This window comes from Rania fehmarnensis (genome assembly GCF_056494185.1).
In genome coordinates this window covers 3,023,044-3,041,742 of record NZ_CM151398.1, presented here as the reverse complement: position 1 = coordinate 3,041,742, position 18,699 = coordinate 3,023,044, and the positions used below count along the sequence as shown (strand labels likewise).

Below are 18,699 nucleotides of genomic sequence, written 5' to 3'. Positions count from 1 at the left end.
GTCGTTAGGTAATGGTTCGTTGGTCGGTTGTTTCCAGGTTCTGTCACGGCGAGTTAGTTTCGCCCTAGTCACGCCCGGCGGCGGTCGGCCAGGCGGATCGAGTTGTTGTTCGCATCAGTCAGCAGCAAGTCTGCCGACTGCCGCACGCGGTCTCGCGCGGTTGCTAACCAGGGAATCACTTGTTCGTTCAGCGGCTCCAAACCGACGCGGTGCATGACGTGATTGAGCCTGCGCCACAATCCGGCATCGTCAGGGTAATCAGCCAAAAACCGTTCTGCAATAAAGCGTGGCAGTAGCAGCGACAAACGCTCGGCCGGCCGGGGCAGCATCATTTCGGCGATCTCGCGCATGCGCTGCGGGTCGACTTGCGAAAGAGCATTGTAATATGCATCCAGTCGGCCGGGGACGTCCTCGATCAGAACTGCGTCCAATAACAACTCGACGCTAATATGCCCCAAAAATCCGGCTTGATGGCTCAGCGGGACCAACGGGCGGAGTTCGACTGCAAAAGTGGCCCACAGCCGCGTAAAAGTTTCGTTCTGATGAAACCAGGTATCGTCGTGGTGATGCTGGAGCACGCCACGCGCAAACGCAGCTACTTGCGGATCATCTGCCTGCGACCAGGGCTCGGCCAAATGGCTGCGTGAGCGGTTGCGACGATCGACCACGTTCATCCAGTCGGGCAGGGCAGTACCAGCCACGTAATACGGGTCGTCGATAAAGCGAAAACCGTGCGATAAATAGTTCACTTCGGTGGTGCCGCGCTGCCCATAATCGTACACACTACGCTTCGCGAGCCGCCTTGATTGCGATGCTCGCACAGGTAAATGCCTTGCCAGGTTCCCAACACGAGTTGACCGCTACGAATCGGAATCGTCAATCCCGCCCCCAGCATCGAGGCCTTGACGTGTGCCGGCATATCATCCGGGCCCTCGATCGTATGCACCAGTGGCAGGTCTTCTGGCACCACGTGATTGAACACCGTTTCCATGTCGGTACGCACGTCGGGATCGGCGTTCTCATTAATCGTCAAACTGGCCGAGGTATGCAGAATGAAGAGATGCAGCAAGCCAACTTCGACGTTCCGCAACTCTGGTAACTGATCGACAATTTCGCGCGTAACCAGGTGGAACCCGCGCGCCCGGCTCTTGAGCGAAAACTGTTGTTGGTGCCAGATCATTATTCGTATTGCAACGCCGACGAGAGTTTCAAGCGCGCGGCTCGCTCGGCGGGAATCAGCGAAGCAGCCAGCACGATAACAAGTCCCAAAATAACCGAGCCGAACACCAGCACCGGATGAAACACGAACTGAATATCGTGACCCAAAATCGCCTCGGCCGAGAGGCTGATTGCGTACGACACAAAGACGCCAACTACGGCACCCGGAATGATGCCTAGCACGCCCATGATGATCGCTTGGGCCAGAATCATGCGCCGCGTTTGACCGCGTGTCATGGCTACCACGCGGAGCATCCCGATCTCGCGGGTTTGCTCGAGGATGTTCATCGTCAAGGTATTGACCAGGCCCATGGCCGCAATGGAACAGCCCATGGCCAGCAGGGTCCACAAGCTGGCTATTACGCCATTGACCATACCGTTAATCATTCCAACTAGCTCAGGGTTGGACTGCAGGACAAGTCCATTGGTGTTGCAATAATCTCGCAGTTGTTTGTCGACATCGTTAATGCGATTGGCTTCCGCCTTGACGATTAGGATGTCAGCCCCTTCCATTCCCAAGGCTAGCTTGGCCACAGGTTTATCCATGTACACAGTCAAGCCACCCGCCAGGTAATCATTGACGACGCTGATGACATCAAAATTGGTTGGGCCCGAGGCCGTTTGCAATTGCAGCTTGCCGCCAGCCTGGATGTTCTTGCGCTGTGCCAGCACGCTCCCGACGACAACTTGCCCTTGGGTCAGGGCTTTGACCACTTTATCTTGCTGGTCGCGGTCGACTTCGAACAGACCCAGTGGTGCACCGCGAAAATCGCGTGACACTACCAGCACATCATCCTCATCGCTGCGAGCTTGTTCCATTGCCAGTTCAAAGACTTGCTGGACACCCTCCATCGACTTGACCGCCTGGTACGTTTCATCAGGTAAGTCGGCGGCAGCGCCCGTGGTGATATCCGGCATCGATGCCCGTACAAAGAAGTCACCCTTCATGGCATTGGTGTACCAATTCCGAATGTTACCGACGTTATCCAGCACATTGCCCGCCATGCCAATGCTGGTGCTCACGGCAACAAACAATACGCCCACCGTTAATGTGCTGCGTCCCAAATGTCGTACGAGCTGACGCTGCGCCAACAAGGCGGCTGGTCCAAACCAAGGTCGCATCATCTTCATCAGAACCAGCGAGATGGTCGAGAGCGAGATGGGAATCAGCATGACGAATCCCAACAGCAACATGACAATGCCTGTCACATCACCGCCTAAGGGCAGTTTGCCTTGCGTGGCTAACCATAGTATAGAGCCACCAGCAGCGATAGCGATCAAAGCAATTGGCGTAGCGATGCGAATCAGCGACTGATTCTGCCCGGTATCAACTTGGCGAATGGCTTCCAGTGGCTGCACGCTGGCCGCACGATTGGCCGGCAGGTACGCGCCCAATAGCGATATGCTGACACCAAATACGACTGCGATAACGATCGGCCACACGGTGATTTGAATCACAGGTAAGGAAACTTGTTGCACCTGTTGAATGGCGCGCGACAAGAAGGTGGCCCCGTAGATGCCTGCCACACAACCGACTGCTGAGGCAATCACGCTCATCACCAGGGCTTCGCGCAAGATCATCCACCGCACTTGCGAGCGCGTGGTACCCAGGGCTCGCAAGATTCCCAATTGTTTGCGGCGCTCGCCGACCGACATTTGGAAAGTGTTATAGATGATGAACAGCGCAATCAGCAGCGCAAAGGCGATGGCCATATGCAGACCATTTTCGGTTCCGAACATGGCTTCTTCTGCCATCTGGCTCCGCGTAGACGGCAGTTGCACACTAACTTCGCTGGGCATCGAAGCTCGCAGGCTCTCCGAAACTTTTTCGAGATCTTCGCTGTTTTCGAGCACGATCTGAATCTGATCCGCATTGGCACCCGCCTTGAACCATTTGGCCACGTCGCGAGCTTCGGCATACACCGACGAACCAACTGCCACGCCCGATCCGCCGCTGGGCATGACCATACCAACCACGGTGGCTTCATTGGGGCGCAAGTTCCTGCCCAAAATTTTTAGCGTGGTGTCGACTTTGACACCCAGTGAGCGCGCAAAGCTGGCATCTACCAGAACTTCACCGCTGCTTTGCAATTCGCGGCCTTCGACGATCTTGTAGTCGCGAACTTGTTGATCCACTTTCGGATCGATGCCCATCACCCGCGCCCTGGCTTGTTTGTCTCCGTAAAACAGCGAACCAATGCGATTGAGTGAGGGTGCGGCCAGTTTAACACCAGGCGTACTGCGGACGGTATCGACTAGTTTAAATGGAAAACCCTGGGCGCTATTGGCCACCAGTTCCAGATCTGCTTTACCCGAAACAGCCCGCAGCATTTCGCGCTGGGCCACGCGCGTGTTGGCTGTGGTCAAGAATACGGCGACCACCGCCGCGACACCCAGCACGATACTGACAAAGGTCAACATGGCGCGGGTAGGTCGCGAGAGAATTTCGCGCAGAGAAATCTTGCTCATCGGCATGTGCTAGTTCCCTTGGATGCGAACCAGGTGCATTTCGGGAATACCATTCTCGATCGGTCCGTCGCTTTCAACCATTCCATCCCGAATGGTGATCAAGCGTTTGGAGGCTTCTGCCACGGCGCGATCATGCGTCACCATAACGATCGTTTGACCGTGGGCGGTAACGAGATTTTCGAGCAGTTCGATAATGCGTCCAGCTTGACGCGTATCGAGATTGCCAGTTGGTTCATCGGCCAGCAGCAGTGCCGGGCGAATAGCCAGGGCCCGCGCCACGGCCACGCGCTGCTGCTCGCCACCGGAGAGTTGCGCGGGGCGGTGATCGCGGCGGTGATCCAGTTCTACTTGCGCCAACACCTGACGAGCGCGTGAGACAGCTTCGCGATTGCTCATGCCATCCAGTTCCAATGGCAAGGTAACGTTTTCGAGGGCAGATAGATTCGGTAGCAGGTTGAACGATTGAAAGATAAAACCTAATCGTCTGCGCCGCAGTTTGGTACGGTCATCGTCGCTGAGGCTGGCGATATCGACGCCCTCGACCAGCACTTGGCCACTGGTCGGCGTTTCCACACCACCCAGCAACGTCAGCAGCGTGCTCTTGCCTGATCCCGACGGCCCCATGATGGCCACGAATTCGCCCGATTCGATTTGAATCGACACACCGCGTAGCGCAAAGACCTGAGCTTCGCCCGTCCCATAGGTTTTAATGAGATCGCGAGTTTCAATAACAGTCATGCGAAATGGCTCTTATAGTCCAGTTGATCCGTCCCCGCCTGGCGGAGGTGGTTGGAAGCGATGTCGTATCTGCTCCCACGCCCCTCGCAACGAATCGGCCAACCTGGCAACCTGACCGGCTGCCAGAAAGACGCGTGCGCTCACGGCCGAGTGGGGATAAAAATTGGTGATAAAGTCAAAACTGAACTCGTGCGGACCGTGACCAATCATCACCGCGTTGGCATAACTGCCGCTAAGAATCTCGTCGCGCATCTTTAAATCGTCATAGATTTCTTGAGCCGATGCACGTCGCAAATTCTGAGGCGGTATTTGCTCGGGTGGCAAAAAGCCTGGACCTTGAGGTTGATTCTGACTACCGACGCCGGGCGGTTGTTGACCAGAGGGAATGGCTTGACCAGGTCCAACATGTATTGGACCAAAGGGTTGTCCTGTTGAGGTATCGCTGTAGGGCGCACTACCTGGAACCGAACCGCCACCAGCACCGAATGGGCCAGCCTCTGGGCCAGCTTCAGGTCTTGGGGCAATCTCCGGACCAAGTTGACTATTTGTTCCAGAATCGGGCCACTCACCTGTTTGATTTGGTGATTTGGGCTGAGTCTGCGGGGCCGGTGGCGAATTTGGCGCAGGCACCGTGCCTGACGCGTTGGTAACCATCATGCCGCTAAGATTGGGCGTCGGCAGGTTGCCATATCGACCGCGGTACAGCTCGATGTTCTTCAGCAAGGCATCGACAAATTGCGGTAAAACTGGATGCGGCATGACCACTCGAGCGACCACTTGATGCGGCCGGCCGAGGTTTTGAATAAAGTCGATGACAAACTCAGTGGGCGCTGTCATCACGATGACGCCGGTACTGAAGACACCGCGCGCAACGTGATCCGGTACTCGCGCGCGGACTGCGTGCTGCTCGTTGGGGTCGGGGCGATCATCAGGCGAAAAGGGAAAAGTCATGGTGTGTCGACGCTCGCGAGAGCTATTGCTACAAAATGGTTAGTCTGGGGCAAACGGATCCGTCGCTGGCGGCTGGCTTATTTGGACGTTGGTTTGCTTTTCTTGCAGAACCCTCTCTGGCGCGGCGATGCGCAGGATCATCACATCTCTCGTGGTGAGCAATAGATTCAAACCGAAAACTACCAGTGACGCTAGGGATAAGACTACCATATTCCCCAAGATCGACTGCCACCCGGTCGTTAGAGTTGACCTGATCGCTAAAAAGACATTCAGCACCTGGTGCCACTCATAGTCGACTCGGCTAAAGTCATTCCAGTACGAAGCGAGGTAATACGGCAGGACTTGCAAAACAAGGCAGAGCACCACTAGCACTGAAAACGACACCACCATCGGAGCGGCCACTTTCCGCCCCAAAACCAACATGCATAGCCGACAACTGCCGACATAAAACGCCAGGTAACAGCTCAGCAAATATCCCAGCGCCACAAACTCGTCGACTTTGTTGACCGTGCGGCCCATGGTGGCGATCGAATTGAGCAGAGCCGCTATGTAGACGACGACTGAGGCGAAGACGACCACCATGAACACATAGCCCAACCCGGCCCCCGGACTCAACCAGGTTAACAGGACGCGGCCCAAAAAAGTCTTGGGCAACGATCGCCGGGCTCGCGGCGAGATAATGCCACGCTCGCCACATACCAACCCACCGATTGCCGTCCAAATCAGAAAGAATGGTATCAGCAGCCAAGTGCAGATATCAGCGACATCGATAAATGCCGAACTGGGCATCGATGCCAAAAACATCGACAGCCAAAACAGCAGAACGGCCAACAAGATCAGTAGTCGCTTGCGTATCGGCGTCGACTTGTTTTCGCTCGGAAAATCGATAGCCGCCGCAGCAGTCTGCATCATCAACGAGAACAACGCCACCAAAATCGTGACGATGGCAAAGATCACTATCGATACCGCCCGTGGCAACGATTGGACGCTGATAACGTTGTCCAACACGTTCCACATGATCATGTTGATGAACGAAAAGAACGAGATCACCAAGAGCGCAAGTAGCAACACACTCATGCCGTTTTGACCTGAGCGTGTCCGAGCGACCGTGGCCACCATCAGCGCGCAAGAAACGAGCATCACCGAGTAGATAACGGTTGTCCCCAGCAAAACTACAATCGAGACCAGCGACACTCCACGCAGCATGTATGTCAACACAATGCATGGCCCCAGCGCCGAAACATACAGCAGCAGTTGTAGCGCGGCGGTGGCCATCTTGCCAATGATGATTTGCTTAGCCGATAAACTGGTAATGCTCAGCAATTCAAAGGTGGCTTCTTCCATTTCCGAAGTCAGCGAACGATAGGCCGAAAATGGAATGACGATCAACAAGGGGACTAGCAGGATCACGGCATAACCACGCAGCAAGTCCAGTCCGCCGCTGGGGACATAGAAAATGCGCGGCACCGAAAACGACATAAACAGCAGCGTCCAGCCAACCGCTGCCAGTAACGTCAATCCGAAACTGATCTCGAACTGACGACTCTTGAGCGATTGACGAACTTCTTTCACCAAGATCGGGTTGACGAATTCACCACCCCACTGCCACCATTTTTCCCAAGTGCGCACCGGGTCCTCAGAAATGCGGTGTACGCTTTCCAAGTCGACTTTTTCATCGATACGACCGCCAGCCAGACTGATGCGCGTCATTGCACGGCTCCTGTGGTTACTTGCAGGAACACATCTTCCAGCGAACGCGACTCGGTCTGAAACTGCAGGATCTCAAAGCCTTCAGCCATCAGGGCGCGCAACAACTGCGCCTGTTGATGCTGATTGCCCATAAACTGAAAACGCACTACGCGGTCGGTGGCTTGGATTTGGCTAATCGACGGTTGGTCCTGCAACCAAGGTCCCAACCGATCACCGCCGGTGATCAACTCAACCATGATATCGGTGTGCGGTCGCAACTTGGCTTGAATCTCACTGACTTTACCAGTGGCCAGCAATTGGCCGCGTTCGATAATGCCTACGGTGTCGCACATTTCTCCGAGCTCGGTCAAGATGTGCGAACTGACCAGCACACACTTGCCGGCGGCGGCCAGTTCGCGAATCATGACGCGCAATTCAATACGGGCTCTGGGGTCCAGACCGTTAGCCGGTTCGTCCAGGATTAAGACCAGTGGGTCATGGATCATCGCTCGACCCAGACACAGCCGCTGACGCATGCCTTTGGAGAGACCTCGCACCGGTTTCTGTGCGATCTTGTCCAGTCCAGTAAAGGCCAGCGTGTGTCGCAGGGCTTTAGTGCGTTCGCGACCAATCAGTCCATACGACCTGGCGAAGAAATCCAGGTACTCCACACAGTTCATACTGTGATAGGCACCAAACGAATCGGGCATGAATCCCAAGCGTCGGCGTACCAGGTCTGGATCATTGATCACTGAAAAACCATCGATGAGCGCATCGCCGTAATCGGGCAGATCGAGCGTGGCCAAGATGCGCATGCTAGTTGTCTTGCCAGCGCCGTTGGGCCCGATATATCCGAAGACTTGTCCCCGTTCGACTTCGAACGACACATCATTTACGGCTTTGGTTTTGCCAAAGTACCGAAAGAGGCGGCGCAACTGCACCACGGGCTCAGATGATTGGGCCGTTACCATACCAGCCTCCCAATCGTCAACGTCTGCGATTCCACAATCTTGCCTTGAACAGGCATATATATCTCGGGTAAGTTTGGTTGCAGGGTGATATATCCGAAAGGTTGCAGCAGGGATTGTTCTTCTTGCTCGCTGAGTTGCTTCAACCATTCCAGGTCGATGATGTCCGAACCAAATCCACCTTCGGCATTCCAGCCGGCGCTGCGAATACCTTCGGGCATGTCGGGTAAGTGATCCGCTCGAATACGCGAGAGGGTGCTGGCCAGGTCACCAAAGACTTGCTTTTCAAGAGTCTGGGATTGTCCGGCCAGCAGACTTTCGCACATGTAATATCCCTTGTCTGCATCACGCAGAATCACGAACGGCAGGTCGGAGGAGCTAATGTTCTCTACTACGATTGTCGGGCCCGCTCGTTTGACTGAAATAGGCGATTTGACTTTGACGGGATGACCGATCAGGAATTGCTGTTGCTGTCGGGATTTGAGAGCCCCGCTGACTGTTGTCTGCTGATCCGCATAGCGGACATTGATTTGAGAAACATCGCGTGGATGCCGCGAGTATTGAATTCCGTTACCGCCGTAATAGTAGTAAGGAATGCTTTCCGTTACCGGCCTGAAGTAAACTTCGTTGGGATATATCTGGCCTTCGCGCGGAGGCCAGCCGGAGAAGTAGGTCTGTCGCGACCAAACAAAGCCATCACCTGTATTGCCGTCGATGTGCAGCACACTGGTCGCTCGCGCCGTGGTACCAAAGCCCTCGTGCAAAACTTCATAAGTGACGATCAGCCCGGTGGTCACAAGCGAGATCAACGGCACCAGCAGGATCATTAAACTTCGCCGGCCAATCCACCCGGTTAACACCAAAAGACCGGGGCCCAATATCAACCCGAATAGCAACACGATGCCGCAGAAGGTCCAGACGGGAGGCTTACCTACGCTTTCGATCATATTGCGTAGATTCCAAGTGCCGTCGGTCATCGAACTTGTTCGTAGACCGATACTGTTGGTGAGTTCTGAATTCAAACCATCCAGCATCACCAATGGAAAATCACCAAGCGGCCGATCGAGTAGTGCGATACGACCCATCACGTAAGATCGTACGGACGCGCCGCTAGGGTCATTCTTTTCCGCTGCGGCGACCAAACGCGTGGCCCGATCGCGCAGGTAGCTCGGTATCCAGGATGTATCGAAATCGAGCACTGGCAGTGACAGACGTGTCATGTCCCCGGTCAAGACGGTATTCCAATCCACCAACAATTTGCTGCTGTAGATCATCTGGCCTAAATTGCCAGAAGAAGGATTGGCCATCGTGAAGGCCGGGTCTTCCGGAGCCACTTGCCCACCCATTGCGCCGTAATAGCCCGATACCGATTCGCCGGTCATCAGTAGCGACCAAAATTCTTCAGCCAACATATCGTGCTGAGTCGACTTCGCTTGCCATAGCAAATCGGCCGTCAGTAGCCCGTCCCGAAACAGGCCACCTAACGTCACGCGCAAGTCCGTATCTGCTTTTCTGTTCTGGGCCAGCTGCTTGACCAGAGCTTGAAATTCGCCACCTTCATTTTGGTTGGCTTGGCCACTGGGCGCGGCTATTATTGAACCGATGGGCCGCGGCCCAGCGCTAGTCATCGTCATTTGCTGAGCGGCATACGGCGACTGGACCACTACGGATTGCCCAGACATACCGGTACCGTAACTTTCGCCGCCGATGCCTCCCTGCAGGCTCAAGAAATCAAGCGGTTTGAGAATCGGAGCCCAAGCGAGCTGAGATGGCTGGGTTTCTCCCAGCCATTTTGCTACCGCTGCTTTGCCTGCGTACTGAGGACTGCCAATAACCAGTAAGTTACCACCCGCAGCTACATACTTTTTAATGGCATCTGCCACAGCTGGCCTTGTGGTCTGCACTTGTTCGAAAGTGGCTGCGTCCAGCATCACGATTCGAAACTGAAGATAGTACTGCCAAGTGGCAGGGGCAGAATCAATGTGGCGATGGGTGGCCACGCGATTGATGTCGCGACTGATGTCGAATGGATTGACCGTCGTAAAGAAGCTTGCGCTTGAATTGCTCCCTGCACTAAACTGAGACTGCAGCCCTTGCAGCAACAGCGCATCTTGCGCCGATGGCGACTGATTGTCACTCATCAAGTGCAACGCTGTACTTCCGACCAAACCACGCACTTGAATTTGATAATCCGGTCGCTCACCTGGTCCTAACTTCAGCGGCGTATATCCTCCGCCAAAGCCATTCATAATAAATCGAACTTGCTCGATATCGTTGCCTTCTTCAAAGACCCCGATATCCCAATTCATAATATGCTGGCTGTTACCCCTGGAAGTCGCATTGCTGTGAGCGAAAAATGGGATCGACACTGAAACTGACGAGCTGCCTTCGGGAAGTACAACTTGTTTACTGAAGACAATCCCCCGCATGCTGGTGATGTCTTCAGCACTGGTGAACAGGCGGAGGTCGAGTTTGCGATCGCGAGGACTGGCCCCAGGCGCAGAGACGACAACTTGCAATTGACCATTACTATCGATGCCGCTGGACTCGAACAGGTAGTCGATGTCCAGTACCTCGGCAGCGCTACCACGCGTCGTAATGCGGCCACCGAAAGTATTGTTCATTTGAGCCAATGCTGTTGACGAAGTCAGCAGCAGTACCAGTAGCAAAGCTCGCCAACTGGTCCTCCAACAGCACGCACGGACAGGTCTGCCCGATTTGGTGAAAGCGAAAGCGCGGAGCATCTATTTGTCGTCCACGTGGATGGGTGTCACGATTTGTTCGGGCAGACGATCACCAGCGAAGGGGCTGAGCACTTCATTCTCAGGAGGTGCCAGCAGAGTTTCCAGAACGCCCAGAGAATACGTCGCCAAGAAGACTAAACCAAAGACCGCGAACAAGCCCGCGAACCAAAGTAGAATCGAAACAATAGAAACCATCAAAGCCTGCCCCTGACCAGCCCAACGCACCAGCGTTATAAGCAAGGCGACAACCGTAATGGCCAAAAAGAACCAGATTAAACGAACTTGAGGCAACAGTCCCTGACTGACGACTTCAGCTTGACTAGTGTTTTGATTGGGCATAAGCGAGATGAGCTTTTGGGACTAAAATCTGGGCCTAGGCTTTTCAACCTACGGTGGCATTATGGTCATGCCAACTGAGCTTTGGCAACCAAGAACGTGGGCGGGCGAACTGTTTACAATGGACTAAAACTCCAATTTGTCATTTTTCCAAAGGCTACCTATTTGATGCGACCATTTGCAAACCTGGCCTTCGTTTTACTTGCTTTCACTCCACTGGCTCAGGCCATCGAGCCCGCTCGCGGACCAGTGACGGTCTCAGCCCAGGCCGCCGAGATTCACTCGCGCTGCTACGTGCTGGACGGCCACAACGACCTGCCTTGGGAAATTCGCACCAACGGTTCGCGTTCGTTTGACAAAGTAGACATCTCCCAACCGCAACCACAAATGCATACCGATATCTCGCGGTTGCGAGCCGGAAATGTAGGTGCTCAGTTCTGGTCAGTCTATGTGCCGGCCGATACGGCTTACGATGGTTCGGCTCATCAGAAAACGCTCGAGCAGATCGAGATCGTGCAAGCCATGATCCAACGTTACCCCGATGTGTTCGCCGCGGCCAGAACCGTGAAAGACATTCAAGCCGCCCGCGCTGCCGGCAAGATCGCTTCGCTCATCGGCGTCGAGGGCGGTCACTCGATCGATAACTCCCTCGAGAAACTCAGGCGACTACACGCCATGGGCGCAGGATACATGACTCTGACTCATAGCGATTCTCTCGACTGGGCCGACTCTTGTACCGACCAGGCCAAGTGCCACGGATTGAGCGAGTTCGGCAAAGAAGTTGTGCGCACGATGAACCAGTTGGGCATGCTGGTCGATATCTCGCACGTCTCACCCGAAACGATGCAAGCCGTGTTGGACGTTACCAGCGCGCCGGTCATCTTCTCGCATTCATCCGCCCGCGCCGTTGCCGATCATCCCCGCAACGTGCCCGACGAAATCCTGAAACAGCTGCCCAAAAATGGCGGCGTGGTGATGGTCAATTTCTATTCCGGCTTCGTCGTTGCCAAGTCCGCCGAGATCGGTAAGAAACTGCAACCCATGTATCGCGAGTTGCGCGAAAAGTATCGCGACAACAAAGATCAATACAAAATAGAATCCGGACGCTTGGAAAAACAAAACCCCATGGAACCCGGTACGGTTCATGACGTGGCTGACCACATCGATCATATCGTCAAGACCGCCGGTATCGATCACGTAGGTATCGGCAGCGATTACGATGGCATCTCGATGACTCCCAAACAGATGGAAGACGTATCAACCTACCCAGTACTCACTCAAGTTCTACTGGACCGCGGTTACACCGAAGCGGACATCATGAAGATCATGCACGGAAACATCCTGCGCGTGATGCAAGCCGCCGAGGAAGCCAGCGGCAAGTGACTGTCACCTCTCCAAGGCTTTGCCTTGGGGAGGTCGAATCGAGCCGTAGCGAGATTCGGGAGGGGTCCGGGCAGTGAAGGTGGTTAGTACCGCAGGAGTCTTGCCTGGCGCTGTGCCCCCTCCCGCAGACTTTGGCTAAACGCCTCGTCTGCGACCTCCCCAAGCGAAGCCTGGGGGAGGTGACTAGAGCGCGCTGAGCACGGCTACTTCATCAGCTGTCAGGGCTCGATCGAAGATCATCAGGTCGTCCAGGTCGCCGATGTATTCGATGCCGAGCATGATGGCTGTCTCGGCCGGGTCCCAAGTGAACTTCAGCGGTTGCTTGATCGAACCCTGCGAGCGGCCGTTGAGGTATAGCGTACCGATGCCATCGCCGGGCGCGTTGACATGTTCGAGCGTCAGGAGCACATGCGTCCACGCGCTCTTGGAGAAAGGTGGCTTGGCGACTGTCACCATCGGCCGCTTGGCGACTGGCCACTTTTCCCACGGCGTATTGTCTGGATTCCAGAAGTTCAAATTCGAAAACACGCCCAAACGAAAATCGCGGGGCAAGTCCTTATCGAAATCCACAAAAATCGCGGCATCGTTCCACGCCTTCTGCGTGACTTGGATGGGATCGCAATAACCGGGCTTGAGATCCTGGTCGGGATTCAGCTTCATCCAGAACGAGATCGTCGTCGACCAATCCCTATCGCTATACGGCACTTCGCTACCTTCGAAGCACAAGACTTGTGGCGTCTTGTCGGTGAATCGCAAACAGTCGCCGTACTTGCCTTGCCCGATGGCCACTTCCACATGAGGCCGCACCAGGCCCGGTGTCTTTTGCTTTCGAGCCAACGATTCGGTCGTAAAAATTTTGCCATCACCTTGGCTCTTGACCGCATCGGCCGTTCCATCGAATGGCGCATGAAAGACGAGCGACTTCATCAGTTGGGCCTTATCCTGCCCGCGGGCGACCGGCGAGTTCATGCCCATGACCAGCACGGTTAACAGGCCACTTAAAACAGATCGAGTTAACATGGACGTTGCTCCGGTAAACAGTGGTTTAAAGGTGGCCATGAATGTACCACATCCCGCATTGGAAGCGTCGACACTCACTGCTCGACCCTGGACAGAGGTGCTAGAATGTGGCGCCTGTTAAGCGTTTGGGAAAGCCTGTTCCACTGCCTCCAGTTCAAAGTCCTTTGTTGTGCAAGGATCGCTCGTTATGGCCAAGAAGAAATTGCGTTCCCAGGTGACCACCCAAACCGCGCAGCGGAGCTCGCCAGCCTCGAAAGACAAAGCGCCGGTTAATGTCAAGAAGAAGGTTCAGGCAAAAGCTCAATCCAAGATACGGGCCAAGAAGCTTTCTAAGAACCATTCCCAAGCTCAGACAAAAGCGAAAGCCAAGAGCAAGCATCGCGTCACCAAACGTCTAACACTGCTAGACCGCCTCAGTCAATTGACTTATCGGGCTGCTTGTCGCCTGTTGGGAACTGAAGGCCAGACGCAATTGCGACAAGCGTCCAAGATTGGCGTCGGTGTTCAGCACATCACGCTGTTAACCGACACGCTCATCGCCAAGTTTCCCGATCCAGAAGTCGACGGCGGGGTAGTTCGCGTGACCATCGTGGAGATGGGCGGACGATCGCAGAGCCTGCAATTAAACTGCGATAACTGCAGCGGGACTTGCCTGCACTCAGCGGCCGTGCTGGGCGTGGTCCTGGAGAGCAAGCTGGCTTTGGGGCTGGCCGAGAAACCTGACCTGCGCGAACCGATTGAAAATCTGACTGAAAAAGAGTTGCTATTGCGCGCGGTCGCGGAACGCGAGATTCGTGCCCAGACCGAACGCATGCGACTGGTAGCCAGCGATAAGAGCCGACCGTGGACCGACTATACCGTTACCAGTCTTGAATCAGGTCAGAGCTATCGCGTTTCCTTGCGTGGCATGGAAGCGGGTCAATCGTATTGCTCCTGTCCCGACTTTCGTATCAATCATTTGGGAACTTGCAAACACATCCTGCGGGTTCAGCGATCCTTGTCCAAGAGATTCAACCAGGCAGAGTTGGACAAGCCATATGTTCGCAAAAACGTCTCGCTGCGCGTGGACTATGGCGCCCAGTTGGGATTGCGCTTCAACTTGCCCACCAAGATGCCTGCCGCGCTGACGAAGATCTTGGGCGCAGAAGACGACAAGACCATCACGGATGTCAAAAGTTGTATGAAGCTGGTGCGCGAGATCGAGCGGGCCGGTATTAGTGTGCACGTCTACCCCGATGCCGAAGAGTTCATCGATCACCGACTATTGCAATTGCGACTGGCTGAACAATCAGCTGAGATCAGGCGCGATCCAGCGGGCCATCCACTGCGCAAAAAACTTCTGAAAGTTGAACTGCTGCCGTATCAATTGGATGGAATTGCCTTCGCCGTCGGCGCAGGACGGGCTGTGCTGGCCGACGATATGGGATTGGGCAAGACGATCCAAGGCATCGGCACCGCCGAGATGTTCGCGCGTTTGGCTGATGTCCAACGCGTCCTGGTCGTATGTCCTGCCTCGGTCAAATGCCAGTGGGCATCCGAGATCAGTCGGTTCTCTAGTCGCACGCACCAACAGGTTTTGGGCAATGCTGAAGAACGCGCCGCTCAATATCGCAGCGATGCCTTCTTTACGATCGCCAACTACGAACAGATCGTGCGCGACGAAGCCTCGGTAGCGCAAGTCAAATGGGACTTGATCATTCTGGACGAAGGCCAGCGAATCAAGAACTGGGAATCGAAAACATCGCGAACTTTTCGCGCACTGAAATCGCCCTTTGCGTTGGTCTTATCCGGTACGCCGTTAGAGAACCGACTCGAAGAACTGTACACCGTGGTCGGTTTCGTGAACGCGCACTCGTTGGGTCCAGCGTACCGCTTCTTTCACAAACACCGCGTGGTCGATGACTCGGGCCGAGTCCAGGGTTATCACAATCTCGACCAATTGCGTGAATCACTCAAACCCATCCTGCTTCGCCGCACTCGCGGTAGTGTGATGCAGCAACTGCCCGAACGCACCAATGAAATCGTGCGCATTCGTCCCACGGCCGAGCAACTGGAAATGTCCGATGCCAGCCTGACGCTCGCCCGACGCATTGCGGCCAAGAAGTTCCTGACGGAGATGGATTTGCTGATGCTGCAAAAACATCTTTTGTTCGCCCGCATGGCAGCCGATAGCACGTTCCTGTGCGATAAAGAAGCTCCGGGCTACTCCAGCAAGCTAGAGACACTGGATGAATTGTTAGCTCAAATGGCGGACGAAGCCACGCGTAAGATCGTGCTCTTCAGCGAATGGACGACCATGCTGAATTTGATCGAGCCTCTAATGACTAAGCATAAGATTGATTTTGTGCGTTTGGAAGGTAGCGTACCGCAAAAGGATCGTCAGAAGATTGTCGAGAAGTTTCAAAACGATCCGAACTGTCGTTGCATTATGATGACCAACGCAGGTGCAACTGGATTGAATTTGCAGTCAGCCAATACCGTCATCAATGTCGATTTGCCTTGGAACCCAGCGGTACTGGAACAGCGCATCGCCCGAGCCCATCGCATGGGTCAAAAGAATCCGGTACACGTATTCTTGTTGGTTACCGAAGAAACAATCGAAGAGCGCATGCTTGATACGCTGGCCGCCAAACAAGACCTGGCACTGGCCGCACTGGATGTCGATAGCGATGTCACGGAAATTAAACTACAAGGCGGTATGGATGAACTGAAGCGACGCTTGGAACGCCTGGTCGGCAAGAAGCCGCCCGCGCCCATCGATCAGTCGACCGAACTGGCAGTTACTGAAGAGAACGAGTCGATCAACGTTAAACGCGACAAAGTAGCCTCCGCCAGCGGTGAACTGTTAGGGGCCGCATTGAATCTGGTCGTTCAATTGCTAGACAACGGCGCAGCTGCGCCCACAGAATCTGTCAACGCCATTACCGAGAACTTAAGTAAATGCGTCTCGCGTGATTCCCAAGGCCGACCGCAACTGCAGCTGACTCTACCCGATGACCAGTCGCTCAACGCATTGGCCCAGACGTTAGCCAAGCTGTTGGTGAAGTAAACCACGTAGCCGAGTCTCTCCGAGACTCGACACAACCACTGCATCACACTGGCAACAGCAGTTCAGTGTCTCGGAGAGACACTGCTACGTGGTCACGTACTAACGCCCTCGGCTTAGTCTACTTTGCGCAGTGAGAAATTATATCCTTCGTAAACGGCAATGCCGTAGAACAGCAAGTCCATCGGGCTGGCAGTGGCTTTCAAGATCTCAACGGCTAGCGATGGATTCTGGAGTACGTTCATGGCGGTATCGACTACCGAAGTATCCGTAGCTTGGGCCAAGAAGCCACAGCCCGAAAATAGATTTCCCATAGCGCATCCCAATAGCGCCAGCACGGCACCAGCGATTGCAAAGGGTTGTGTGACGCCTTTGCCGAACACCCGCACTGTCAAACCAACCAGGAATCCAAGCCCCACTGCCATCCACCCAATTTGATATCCGGTAGCGACGGTAACGGCTGCCCAGATGATTGCACCCAGCAGCGCGGCCACGAATCCACCAGCAATACCCAAGGGCAAGTTTTGTTCTTGCAAGAGTTTTTCGTGTTGGGCTTGCAACTGAGCGGAATCAACTTCGGTGGCAACTGGTGGTGTGAGGGGGGTGTTTGTTTCCATGAATGCCTTCTGTACTATGGGGTTGGGGAACGCAACGAGCGAGACGTAATGGAGCGCGACATTGTAGCGGAAGCCATCAAGGCTTTCGATGATTCTCGTTGGATATCCGCAATTCGAAACTCTTGACGAGTTCCGCTACGGTTAGAAACTCTTGACGAGTTCCGCTACAGGCCGATGCCGCTGGTTGTCGACCAATAACCGCCACGGGCGTGATCGCAGCGAACTCGTTGGCCGCGGATGTTGGGAATCAGCTGGCCGTCTTGGAAAACGGTGCGTCCGCCAACCAATGTCCGCACGGGCCAGCCCGTCAAACTCTGGCCAGCCCAGGGACTCCACTTGCTCTTGGTGAACTGCGATTCATTGCTGATCGTGCGCTGCATATTCGGATCGATGATGGCCAGGTCTGCATCGTAACCTACGGCGATCCGCCCCTTTCCGACCAATCCCCACACCCGTGCCGGAGCGTCGCTCATCCACTGCGCCACTTGAATCAATGTGCACTGACCGAGGTGAACCTGGTTGAGCATCAAGGCTAAGCTATTTTCTACAGCCGGTAAACCGCTGGGCGATTGGGGATACGGTTTCGCCTTCTCTTCCAACGTGTGTGGCGCATGGTCGGTAGCCACAACTTGAATGCGTCCCGATAGCAAGGCACGCCACAATGCCCGGGCGTCCGCTGGCGACTTAAGCGATGGATTCATCTGCACCAAAGTACCCAAACGCGCATAGTCGTCGGTCGAAAAGAAGACATGATGCAAACAGACTTCGGCGGTGATATACGGTGCGGGCTCCAACAGCAATGGCAACTCGGCGGCCGAACTCACGTGAAGTACATGGAATCGATGACGATGACGTCGAGCCAGATCGATGGCACGGCTGGTGGCAATCACCGCTGCTTCGCCATCGCGAATACGTGAATGATCTTCGACCGTAAGACTTGAGCCCAAACGGTCTTTGTTGCGGCGCACCGTCGATTCGTCTTCGCAATGAGCACAAATTGGCAAAGTCGTTTCAGCAAAGATACGCTCCAGGGCCGCTTGGCTATCGACCAGCAGACTGCCTGTGCTGGAACCGATAAAGATCTTGATGCCTGGAACATTGGTGGCACTTCTCAGGTCAGCGACATTGTCTTCGGTAGCGCCCATGTAGAAGCCAAAGTTGACGTGCGATACTTCGGCGGCCCGCGCGTACTTCGATTCAATCGCAGCTTGATTAATGCCCGGTGGATTGGTGTTCGGCATTTCCAGATAAGTTGTGACGCCGCCGGCAGCCGCGGCCGCGCTGCCGCTTTCAAGATCTTCTTTGTGAGTCAGCCCAGGTTCGCGAAAGTGAACCTGATCGTCGATCACGCCCGGCATGACCACCAGGCCACCAGCTTCGATGACCTCGTCGGCCGCCGACTGTGCACTAGCATCGATCGCCAGAATCTTGCCGCCTCCCAGCAGCAGGTTGGTTTCCACCACCTGGTCAGCCAACACGACGCGCCCACCGCGGATTAAAACAGTTTGATTCATCGAGGA

General features: G+C 54.9%; 14 protein-coding genes. 2 read left to right on the top strand and 12 right to left on the bottom strand.

Features of this window, described 5'->3' with window-relative positions; all coding sequences use genetic code 11:
* Window positions 1-68: 68 nt before the first annotated feature.
* From SH573x_RS10220 to SH573x_RS10180, 9 genes are all read right to left on the bottom strand, one after another.
* Window positions 69-782, bottom strand: coding sequence for a hypothetical protein (locus SH573x_RS10220; protein ID WP_479354718.1), 714 nt, complete (start codon window positions 780-782; stop codon window positions 69-71).
* Window positions 746-1,183: a secondary thiamine-phosphate synthase enzyme YjbQ gene (locus SH573x_RS10215; RefSeq protein WP_479356695.1), complete on the bottom strand. Its 438-nt coding sequence runs from the start codon at window positions 1,181-1,183 to the stop codon at window positions 746-748. Before SH573x_RS10215 ends, SH573x_RS10220 begins: the two co-directional genes overlap by 37 nt.
* Window positions 1,180-3,687: an FtsX-like permease family protein gene (locus tag SH573x_RS10210; RefSeq protein ID WP_479354716.1), complete on the bottom strand. Its 2,508-nt coding sequence runs from the start codon at window positions 3,685-3,687 to the stop codon at window positions 1,180-1,182. Before SH573x_RS10210 ends, SH573x_RS10215 begins: the two co-directional genes overlap by 4 nt.
* A gap of 9 nt (window positions 3,688-3,696) precedes the next feature.
* Complete coding sequence (locus SH573x_RS10205; protein ID WP_479354714.1) at window positions 3,697-4,425, bottom strand: ABC transporter ATP-binding protein; 729 nt, start codon at window positions 4,423-4,425, stop codon at window positions 3,697-3,699.
* Window positions 4,426-4,437: 12 nt separating this feature from the next.
* A complete protein-coding gene (locus SH573x_RS10200) occupies window positions 4,438-5,376 on the bottom strand; it encodes a DUF3467 domain-containing protein (RefSeq protein WP_479354712.1) in 939 nt (312 codons plus the stop codon).
* Between the two features lie 39 nt (window positions 5,377-5,415).
* Window positions 5,416-7,086 carry an ABC transporter permease gene (locus SH573x_RS10195; RefSeq protein WP_479354710.1) on the bottom strand — a complete coding sequence of 557 codons (1,671 nt, stop codon included), beginning with the start codon at window positions 7,084-7,086 and terminating at the stop codon, window positions 5,416-5,418.
* Window positions 7,083-8,036 (bottom strand): ABC transporter ATP-binding protein, encoded by a 954-nt coding sequence (locus SH573x_RS10190; RefSeq protein WP_479354708.1) that lies wholly within the window; start codon window positions 8,034-8,036, stop codon window positions 7,083-7,085. The genes SH573x_RS10195 and SH573x_RS10190 overlap by 4 nt, the downstream gene beginning before the upstream one ends.
* The gene (locus tag SH573x_RS10185; RefSeq protein WP_479354706.1) at window positions 8,030-10,657 is read right to left on the bottom strand and encodes a hypothetical protein; all 2,628 of its coding nucleotides are present in this window, start codon (window positions 10,655-10,657) and stop codon (window positions 8,030-8,032) included. The genes SH573x_RS10190 and SH573x_RS10185 overlap by 7 nt, the downstream gene beginning before the upstream one ends.
* A gap of 120 nt (window positions 10,658-10,777) precedes the next feature.
* Window positions 10,778-11,116, bottom strand: a complete 339-nt coding sequence (locus SH573x_RS10180; protein WP_479354704.1) for a hypothetical protein — start codon at window positions 11,114-11,116, stop codon at window positions 10,778-10,780.
* A 165-nt stretch (window positions 11,117-11,281) separates the two neighbouring features.
* Here SH573x_RS10180 and SH573x_RS10175 point away from each other — a divergent pair, with 165 nt between their 5' ends.
* Window positions 11,282-12,496, top strand: coding sequence for a dipeptidase (locus SH573x_RS10175; protein WP_479354702.1), 1,215 nt, complete (start codon window positions 11,282-11,284; stop codon window positions 12,494-12,496).
* Window positions 12,497-12,679: 183 nt separating this feature from the next.
* On the opposite strand, the gene SH573x_RS10170 is transcribed toward SH573x_RS10175, so the two are convergent.
* Complete coding sequence (locus SH573x_RS10170) at window positions 12,680-13,516, bottom strand: LamG domain-containing protein (protein ID WP_479354700.1); 837 nt, start codon at window positions 13,514-13,516, stop codon at window positions 12,680-12,682.
* A 187-nt stretch (window positions 13,517-13,703) separates the two neighbouring features.
* On the opposite strand from SH573x_RS10170, the gene SH573x_RS10165 reads away from it, so the two are divergent.
* Entirely contained in the window at window positions 13,704-16,565 is a 2,862-nt protein-coding gene (locus SH573x_RS10165; RefSeq protein ID WP_479354698.1) for a DEAD/DEAH box helicase, read from the top strand.
* Window positions 16,566-16,678: 113 nt separating this feature from the next.
* On the opposite strand, the gene SH573x_RS10160 is transcribed toward SH573x_RS10165, so the two are convergent.
* Window positions 16,679-17,179 (bottom strand): hypothetical protein, encoded by a 501-nt coding sequence (locus tag SH573x_RS10160; protein ID WP_479354696.1) that lies wholly within the window; start codon window positions 17,177-17,179, stop codon window positions 16,679-16,681.
* Between the two features lie 164 nt (window positions 17,180-17,343).
* Complete coding sequence (locus tag SH573x_RS10155) at window positions 17,344-18,693, bottom strand: dihydroorotase (RefSeq protein WP_479354694.1); 1,350 nt, start codon at window positions 18,691-18,693, stop codon at window positions 17,344-17,346.
* Between the last annotated feature and the right edge of the window lie 6 nt (window positions 18,694-18,699).

Excerpts from the sequence above, each read along its gene's own strand:
- SH573x_RS10210 (WP_479354716.1), bottom strand. The coding sequence starts at position 3,687 with ATGAGCAAGATTTCTCTGCGCGAAATTCTCTCGCGACCTACCCGCGCC.
- SH573x_RS10205 (WP_479354714.1), bottom strand. The coding sequence starts at position 4,425 with ATGACTGTTATTGAAACTCGCGATCTCATTAAAACCTATGGGACGGGC.
- SH573x_RS10200 (WP_479354712.1), bottom strand. The coding sequence starts at position 5,376 with ATGACTTTTCCCTTTTCGCCTGATGATCGCCCCGACCCCAACGAGCAG.
- SH573x_RS10195 (WP_479354710.1), bottom strand. The coding sequence starts at position 7,086 with ATGACGCGCATCAGTCTGGCTGGCGGTCGTATCGATGAAAAAGTCGAC.
- SH573x_RS10190 (WP_479354708.1), bottom strand. The coding sequence starts at position 8,036 with ATGGTAACGGCCCAATCATCTGAGCCCGTGGTGCAGTTGCGCCGCCTC.
- SH573x_RS10185 (WP_479354706.1), bottom strand. The coding sequence starts at position 10,657 with ATGAACAATACTTTCGGTGGCCGCATTACGACGCGTGGTAGCGCTGCC.
- SH573x_RS10180 (WP_479354704.1), bottom strand. The coding sequence starts at position 11,116 with ATGCCCAATCAAAACACTAGTCAAGCTGAAGTCGTCAGTCAGGGACTG.
- SH573x_RS10175 (WP_479354702.1), top strand. The coding sequence starts at position 11,282 with ATGCGACCATTTGCAAACCTGGCCTTCGTTTTACTTGCTTTCACTCCA.
- SH573x_RS10170 (WP_479354700.1), bottom strand. The coding sequence starts at position 13,516 with ATGTTAACTCGATCTGTTTTAAGTGGCCTGTTAACCGTGCTGGTCATG.
- SH573x_RS10165 (WP_479354698.1), top strand. The coding sequence starts at position 13,704 with ATGGCCAAGAAGAAATTGCGTTCCCAGGTGACCACCCAAACCGCGCAG.
- SH573x_RS10160 (WP_479354696.1), bottom strand. The coding sequence starts at position 17,179 with ATGGAAACAAACACCCCCCTCACACCACCAGTTGCCACCGAAGTTGAT.
- SH573x_RS10155 (WP_479354694.1), bottom strand. The coding sequence starts at position 18,693 with ATGAATCAAACTGTTTTAATCCGCGGTGGGCGCGTCGTGTTGGCTGAC.